Annotated in this window: 8 protein-coding genes; 2 read left to right on the top strand and 6 right to left on the bottom strand. The window is 69.8% G+C overall.

The genetic code is table 11. The features are described from left to right. The first annotated feature begins 180 nt into the window (after positions 1 to 180). Positions 181 to 1,020, top strand: a complete 840-nt coding sequence (locus tag AWC19_RS11590; protein WP_085078247.1) for a ribonuclease Z — start codon at positions 181 to 183, stop codon at positions 1,018 to 1,020. 22 nt (positions 1,021 to 1,042) lie between these two features. Here the strand turns inward: AWC19_RS11590 and AWC19_RS11585 are convergent, their stop codons facing one another. The 5 genes from AWC19_RS11585 to AWC19_RS11565 form a co-directional block, all read right to left on the bottom strand. Next, positions 1,043 to 1,627: an ATPase gene (locus AWC19_RS11585; RefSeq protein ID WP_085078246.1), complete on the bottom strand. Its 585-nt coding sequence runs from the start codon at positions 1,625 to 1,627 to the stop codon at positions 1,043 to 1,045. 36 nt (positions 1,628 to 1,663) lie between these two features. Then, a complete protein-coding gene (locus tag AWC19_RS11580; RefSeq protein ID WP_085078245.1) occupies positions 1,664 to 2,053 on the bottom strand; it encodes a TA system antitoxin ParD family protein in 390 nt (129 codons plus the stop codon). A 63-nt stretch (positions 2,054 to 2,116) separates the two neighbouring features. Beyond that, complete coding sequence (locus AWC19_RS11575) at positions 2,117 to 2,956, bottom strand: transglutaminase family protein (protein WP_085078244.1); 840 nt, start codon at positions 2,954 to 2,956, stop codon at positions 2,117 to 2,119. Continuing rightward, positions 2,956 to 3,927: an alpha-E domain-containing protein gene (locus AWC19_RS11570; RefSeq protein WP_085078243.1), complete on the bottom strand. Its 972-nt coding sequence runs from the start codon at positions 3,925 to 3,927 to the stop codon at positions 2,956 to 2,958. The genes AWC19_RS11575 and AWC19_RS11570 overlap by 1 nt, the downstream gene beginning before the upstream one ends. Continuing rightward, a complete protein-coding gene (locus AWC19_RS11565; protein WP_142281120.1) occupies positions 3,927 to 5,630 on the bottom strand; it encodes a circularly permuted type 2 ATP-grasp protein in 1,704 nt (567 codons plus the stop codon). The genes AWC19_RS11570 and AWC19_RS11565 overlap by 1 nt, the downstream gene beginning before the upstream one ends. 148 nt (positions 5,631 to 5,778) lie before the next feature. Here AWC19_RS11565 and rpsT point away from each other — a divergent pair, with 148 nt between their 5' ends. Beyond that, the gene (rpsT, locus tag AWC19_RS11560) at positions 5,779 to 6,039 is read left to right on the top strand and encodes a 30S ribosomal protein S20 (protein WP_085078241.1); all 261 of its coding nucleotides are present in this window, start codon (positions 5,779 to 5,781) and stop codon (positions 6,037 to 6,039) included. A gap of 28 nt (positions 6,040 to 6,067) precedes the next feature. On the opposite strand, the gene holA is transcribed toward rpsT, so the two are convergent. Next, positions 6,068 to 7,018, bottom strand: a complete 951-nt coding sequence (holA, locus tag AWC19_RS11555; protein WP_142281122.1) for a DNA polymerase III subunit delta — start codon at positions 7,016 to 7,018, stop codon at positions 6,068 to 6,070. Positions 7,019 to 7,048: the final 30 nt, after the last annotated feature.

The raw sequence follows: 7,048 nt of genomic DNA, 5'->3' as shown, positions 1-7,048 counted from the left end.
ACACTCAACGCCGCCACAGCGCACTCAGCGGCCTACCACCCATCAGCCGCCTGTAACCAACGTTATGGCCGGGTACAGCTAGCGGCAACCACGACCCCCATACCCGCGCACGCGGTGAACAAACCGCGGCGTATTGGTGAAACGCCCCGGTGCGCCGCGCCGGCTTGCCAGGATGGGGCCATGATCGAGATCACCCTGCTGGGAACCGGAAGCCCCATCCCGGACCCGAACCGCGCCGGGCCGGCCACCCTGGTGCGCACCGGCGGGCAGGCGTTCCTGGTGGACTGCGGACGCGGGGTGCTGCAACGCGCGGCCGCGGTGGGGGTCGGTGCGGCCGGGCTGTCGGCGCTGCTGCTCACCCACCTGCACAGCGACCACATCGGCGACCTCGGCGACCTGATCATCACCCGCTGGATCAGCACGTTCGCGCCCGATCCGGCGCCGCTGCCGATCATCGGCCCGCCCGGCACCGCCGAGACGGTCGAGGCGACGCTAAAGGCGTTCGGCCACGACATCGGCTACCGGATCGCCCACCACGCCGACCTGAACGCGCCGCCGGCGGTCGAGGTGCACGAACACACCGAGGGGCCGGTGTGGGACCGCGACGGGATCTCGATCCGGGTAGCCCCGACCGATCACCGGCCGGTGGCGCCGACCATCGGGTTCCGCATCGAATCCGAGGCGACGTCGGTCGTGCTGGCCGGCGACACGGTGCCCTGCGCCGGCCTCGACGCGCTGGCGGCCGGCGCCGACGCGCTGGTGCACACCGTCATCCGCAAGGACATCGTCGGCAACATTCCCCAACAGCGGCTGCAGGACATCTGCGACTACCACTCGTCGGTGGAGGAGGCGGCGGACACAGCGGCCCGCGCCGGCGTGGGCACCCTGGTGATGACCCACTACGTCCCGGCGCTGGTGCCCGGCCAGGAGGAACAGTGGCGGGCGCTGGCCGCGTCGAAGTTCGGCGGCCGCGTCGAACTGGGCGACGACCTGCACCGCGTCGAGGTCAACCCGCGGTAGCCCAATCTCGTTGGCACGCCGGTCAATCGACCGCAGGCCAGCGCGAACGAAGGATTTCGGGGGTCCAGGCCGGCCAATCCGGCACGCCCACGACCTCTCCGCCGCTCAATTGGGCGACGATGCGGGGGCCGCGCGACCGGGCTCCGTCGTAGACGGTGGCGATGTCGGATCGGGCGACGGCTTCGGCAACGAGCGGCCACAAGCGCCGATGCCGCTCCCGAATTTTGGTTTCTGGGACGTCGTGGCCGCCGGCCCGCGCCCGGTGCCGGACCCGTTCCACCGCAAGCTCTTCCGGGACGACCAACGCGTGCAGGACGACGGTGAATCCCCCAGCCTGCGCGGTGCGAACGAGATCTAGTTTCGACGGGTGCGAGAACACCGTCTCCGCGATGAAGTTTCGGCCGAGCTCGATGAGCCTCGCGCGGGTGTCGGCGGCGGCCCGAGCCGCGTCGTATGCGTGCGACGCCGGATCCTGCGGCCAGCGATGGCGAGCGATCTCGTCCGCGTTGACCACGACACTTCCGGGCAGCAACGGCGCCAGATCGAAAACGATGAACGTCGACTTCCCCGCGCCGTTGGGCCCGACCACCAGGTCAAGGCGACGCATCGTCTTCGGGGGCCCGCCGAGCGAGCCGCGCGGCGATCAATGCTTGGCGCCAAGCACCACCGCGGTCCCGTCGGGCCGATGCTCGACGATGTCGCCGGCCTCGTTGAGGGCGACCGTGGTGATCCCCTGCCCCGCCAATGCGGCTCCGTAGTCGGCGCGGGCCAGACGTTCCTCGAGGGCCGCGGAAATCTCGGCGTTGAAGACCACTCCCTCCTCGACCGTGAGCTCGCTGGTCGCCAACTGACCGGCCAGCGCCCCCTCCACCCGGCGCCGTGAGGCGGTGTGCTGGCTGGACACCGCCCGCCCGACCCGTGCCCAATGGTCGAGTTGCTGCTTGGCCGAGCGGCTTTGGCGCGCGCCCTCAGCTGCCGCGCTGTCCAGCAGGTCGGCCGCCACGCGCGTGACCCGATCGAGCGTTTCCGCCACCGCGCCCTCCCTCTTGTAGCAGGTTGCTACAGATCGTAGCACTATGCTACGGCGCGGCGGCCGCTAGGCGAGCCGGGTGACCTCGACGATGACGTCGAGGTCGGTCGCGCCCTCGCCCGAGTAGATGCCCTTGAGCGGCGAGACGTCGGTGTAGTCCCGGCCGGCGGCCACGCTGACGTACTGCTCGGTGATCTCGGTGTCGTTGGTGGGGTCGTAATCCCACCAGGCGCCGGTCCAGGCCTGAAACCAGGCGTGGCTGCGCCCGTCCACGGTGTCCCCGACGGCGGCGTCGCGTTTGGGATGCAGGTATCCGGACACGTAGCGCGCGGGAATCCCCATGCAGCGCAACAGAATCAGCGACAGATGCGCGAAGTCCTGGCAGACCCCCTTGCCCTCGTTGAGGGCGTCCAGGCCCGACGAGTGCACCCCGGTGGTGCCCGGCAGGTAGTCCAGCTCGCCACGCACCCAGCCGGCCGCCGCGGCGACGGCTTCGACGGGGCCATGCGTCTTGGCGATCCTCTTGGCCACGGACGCAACGCGTTTGCTGGTCGGGGTGTGGGCGGTGGGGCGGAGCAATTCGTCGAAGCGATCGATCACGGCCTCGGAACGCAGGTCGCCCCAGCCGATTTCCGCCGCCGGCGGCTCGGGCCGCTCGGTCTCGACGACCGACGACGACGTCACCGTCAGGTCGGTGTGCGGCGCGTGCAGGTCGAACGCCGTGACGGCGGTGCCCCAATAGTCGACGTAACGGTAGGACCGCGTGGCCGGGATGGTCTCCACCCGATTGAGGATGACGTTTTGCCTGGTGTCCGAGCGCGGGGTGAGCCGGGCCTCGTTGTAGGAGGCGGTGACCGGCGATTGGTAGGCGTACCCGGTGGTGTGCACCACCCGCAGCCGCCACATCAGGCTTCGCCCTGCCAGGCGACCAGCCGGGCGCCCGCGTCCGACCACGCCACCCACGGGGTGACGTGAAAGTACTGCACCGCCAACGCTTCTCCGACCTCACGGCAGGTTCGCTGCAAGGCCGCCAGGCGGGTCTCCAGCGACTCGAGCAGCACGCCGGGCTGCACGAATTCCAGTTCGCTGCGCGCCTGACCGAGCAATCGTTGCGCCTCGGCGGTGGCACCGATGCGGCTCTGCCGATTGTGCAGCAGCTCGTCGAGATTGTGTTCGGCCAGCCGCAGCGAGTAGAACACCGAACGCGGAAACAGCCGGTCCAGCAACATGAATTCGACCACCCGGCCGGCGTCCAGCACGCCGCGGTAGGTGCGCAGGTAGGTGTCGTGCGCACCGGCCGAACGCAGCAGTGTCACCCAGGCCGGCGACGACGCGCTGTCGCCCACCCGCGACAGCAGCAGCCGCACCGTCATGTCGACCCGCTCGATCGCGCGGCCCAGCAGCATGAAGCGGTAGCCGTCGTCGCGCGACAGCGTCGAGTCGGCCAGCCCGGCGAACATCGCCGCCCGGCCCTCGATGAACGACAGAAACTCGTGCGGCCCTAGACGTTTGGCGGCCCGCTCCCGTTCGGCCAGGGCGTGGTAGGTGGTGTTGAGGCATTCCCAGATCTCGCTGGAGGTCACCTCCCGGGCCGACTTCGCGTTTTCCCGCGCCGCCGTGATGGCGTCCACGATCGAGCAGCCGCCCGACGCGTTGGTGCTGAAGGCCACCAGGTCGGTCAAAGACCAGACGTCCAGGTCGTGGGCGGGTGGGTCGATGCCCAGCACCCGCAGCAGCAGCCGGGACGCCTGGTCCGGGTCGACGCTGGAGTCCTCGAGCAACTGGTGCAGCGCGACGTCCAGGATTCGCGCGGTGTCGTCGGCGCGCTCGACGTAGCGACCGATCCAATAGAGCGCTTCGGCGTTGCGGGCCAGCATCAGCGCATCCTCTGCTGTTGCTGCTGCTGGGGCTGTTCGTCGGGCGCCTCGGTGGGCTGGGGTTGCTGCTGCGGTAGCCGCGGCGCACCGTCGAGCACCGGGTCGGGGATGGTGGGCAGCGAACGCACCACCTCGGCCGCGCCGAGCTCCCGGGCGTTGGCCGCGGCCCGCGGGGCGAGCACCCAGGTGTCCTTCGAGCCGCCGCCCTGGCTGGAGTTGACCACCCGCGAGCCCTCGACCAGGGCCACCCGGGTCAACCCGCCGGGCAGCACCCATACGTCGTCGCCGTCGTTGACCGCGAACGGCCGCAGGTCGACGTAGCGCGGCGCCAGCGTGCTCCCGACCTGCGTCGGCACGGTCGACAGTTCCATCATCGGCTGGGCGATCCAGCTGCGCGGGTCGTCGCGGATCTTCTTGGCGACGGCGGCCAGCTCCTTGTCCGAGGCCTCCGGCCCGAACACGATGCCGTAGCCGCCGGACCCTTCGACCGGCTTGAGGACCAGCTCGTCGATGCGGTCCAGCACCTCTTCGCGTTCGTCGTCCAGCCAACACCGGTACGTCTCGACGTTGGCCAGCAGCGGCTTCTCGCCCAGGTAGTACTCGATCATCGTCGGCACATAGGTGTAGACCAGCTTGTCGTCGCCCACGCCGTTGCCGATCGCGCTGGAGATCACGACGTTGCCTGCGCGGGCCGCGTTGACCAGCCCGGCCACCCCCAACACCGAGTCGGCCCGGAACTGCAGCGGATCCAAGAAGGCGTCGTCGATGCGCCGGTAGATCACGTCGACCTGGCGTTCGCCCTCGGTGGTGCGCATGTAGACCTGGCTGTCGCGGCAGAACAGGTCGCGGCCCTCGACCAGCTCGACGCCCATCTGGCGGGCCAGCAGCGAGTGCTCGAAGTAGGCCGAGTTCGCCACGCCGGGCGTCAGGACGACGACGGTCGGATCGGCCTCGTTGGTGGCCGCGGAGTTGCGCAGCGCCCGCAGCAGGTGCGAGGCGTAGTCGTCGACCGCGCGAACCCGGTGGGTGGCGAACAGGTTCGGGAAGACCTGCGCCATGGTGCGCCGGTTCTCCATCACGTACGACACCCCCGACGGCGAGCGCAGGTTATCCTCGAGGACCCGGAAGTTGCCCTTGTCGTCGCGGATCAGGTCGATGCCGGCGACGTGGATGCGCACGCCGTTGGGAGGCACGATGCCGAAGGCCTGGCGGTGGAAATGCTCGCAGGAGGTGATCAGGCGGCGCGGGATGATGCCGTCGTTGAGGATGTCCTGGTCGCCGTAGATGTCGTCGAGATACATCTCGAGGGCCTTGACCCGCTGCCTGATGCCGCGCTCGAGCCGGCTCCACTCGGCGGCCGAGATCACCCGGGGCACCAGGTCGAGCGGGAACGGCCGTTCCTGGCCCGACAGCGAAAACGTGATGCCCTGGTCGATGAAGGCGCGGCCCAGCGCCTCGGCGCGGGCCTTGAGGTCCGCGGCGTCCGCGGGCGCCAGCTCGGCATAGATGCCCTTGTAGGGACCCCGGACATTGCCCTGGGCGTCGAACATCTCGTCGAACGCCTTCGAATAGGCATCGGCGTAGGAGTCCGACGCGTTGTAGCCGGCGAAGATGCGCTCGGAGCGGGCGTCCGAACGGCCCGCACCGCCGCGCGACCGACGCCTGGTTTCCTCAAGGTGGCTGGCGAGACTCACGTTAAAGATGGTTCCTCACGTCGGCGTTCCGGCAGGCCACAAGTTCCCGTTTTGGGAGAAAACGTAACCGACTGCTAACCTGGGCAGTCGCATATTGGGTGTGGGGCCGCCCCTGAAGCAGACTCCGGAACCATCGATTCGAAGAAGGAAATGACGCGTGGCCAACATCAAGTCGCAGCAGAAGCGCAACCGCACTAACGAGCGCGCCCGCCTGCGCAACAAGGCGGTGAAGTCGTCGCTTCGCACGGCCGTGCGCGCCTTCCGGGAGGCCGCCCACGCCGGGGACAAGGAAAAGGCCACGGAGTTGCTGGTGTCGACGAACCGCAAACTGGACAAGGCGGCCAGCAAAGGCGTGATCCACAAGAACCAGGCCGCGAACAAGAAGTCGGCGCTGGCCCGCGCGCTCAACAAGCTCTGAGACCCGCCGGCGCTTTTGATGTGACCCGTTAGCGGCCGCGGTCAGCGACCAGCTCGGCGACCTGCCGGACCGCCGACTCCAGCGCGTAGTCCGGGTCGGCGACCGCCCCCTTGACGTTGGCGTTGAGCGCCGCCACCACCTTCATCGCCGTCGCCACCCTCTCCCGCGACCAGCGCCGGGCCTGTTTTTGCGCCTTCTGCACCCGCCAGGGCGGCATTCCCAGCTGCGCCGCCAGGCGATACGGGTCGCCGGACAGCGGACCCACCCGCCCGATCGTGTGCACGGCCTCGGCCAGCGCATCGGCCAGCACCACCAGCGGCTCCCCGCGCATCATCGCCCAGCGCAGCGCCTCGGTCGCCCCCGCGACGTCTCCCGTGACGGCCTTGTCGGCGATGTCGAAGCCCTTCACCTCGGCCCGGCCGCTGTGGTAGCGCCGGACCGCGGCGGCGTCGACGACGCCGCCGGTGTCGGCGACCAGCTGCGAGCACGCGGCGGCCAGCTCGCGCACGTCGGAGCCGACCGCATCCAGCAGGGCGGACACCGTGTCCTCGTCGGCCTTGACACCCAGCGCGCGAAACTCCTTGCGAATGAAGTCGATCCGCTCGCTGGGCTTGGTGATCCGCGCGCACGGATGCAGCTCGGCGCCCAGCGACTGCAGCTCGCCGGCCAGCGCCTTGGCCCGTCCCCCGCCCGAGTGCACCACGACCAGGACCGTGCCCACCGGGATGTCGGCGGCCGCCGCGGCGATGATGCCGGCCGCCTCCTTACCGGCCTCGGCCGCGGCCTCCAGCACGACGATGCGTTCGTCGGCGAACAGCGACGGGCTCAGCAGCTCGGCGAGTTCGTAGGTGCTGACGTCGCCGGCCCGCATGCGGCTTACCGGCACGTCTTGGGTGCCCGCACGCTCGCGCGCCAACCGTAGCACCTCGGCCACGGCCCGCTCGACCAACAATTCCTCGTCCCCCAGGACCAGGTGCAAGGGCGCCAGCTCGCTCACCCCACGATGGTG

Source organism: Mycobacterium palustre, assembly GCF_002101785.1.
In the GTDB taxonomy this organism is placed as follows: domain Bacteria; phylum Actinomycetota; class Actinomycetes; order Mycobacteriales; family Mycobacteriaceae; genus Mycobacterium; species Mycobacterium palustre.
Note: the sequence above shows the minus strand (reverse complement) of the source record. Positions and strands in the feature narration are given on the sequence as shown.

What these genes read in the sequence shown, in the direction of transcription:
- AWC19_RS11590 (WP_085078247.1), top strand. Translation starts at nt 181, where the DNA reads ATGATCGAGATCACCCTGCTGGGAACCGGAAGCCCCATCCCGGACCCG.
- AWC19_RS11585 (WP_085078246.1), bottom strand. Translation starts at nt 1,627, where the DNA reads ATGCGTCGCCTTGACCTGGTGGTCGGGCCCAACGGCGCGGGGAAGTCG.
- AWC19_RS11575 (WP_085078244.1), bottom strand. Translation starts at nt 2,956, where the DNA reads ATGTGGCGGCTGCGGGTGGTGCACACCACCGGGTACGCCTACCAATCG.
- AWC19_RS11570 (WP_085078243.1), bottom strand. Translation starts at nt 3,927, where the DNA reads ATGCTGGCCCGCAACGCCGAAGCGCTCTATTGGATCGGTCGCTACGTC.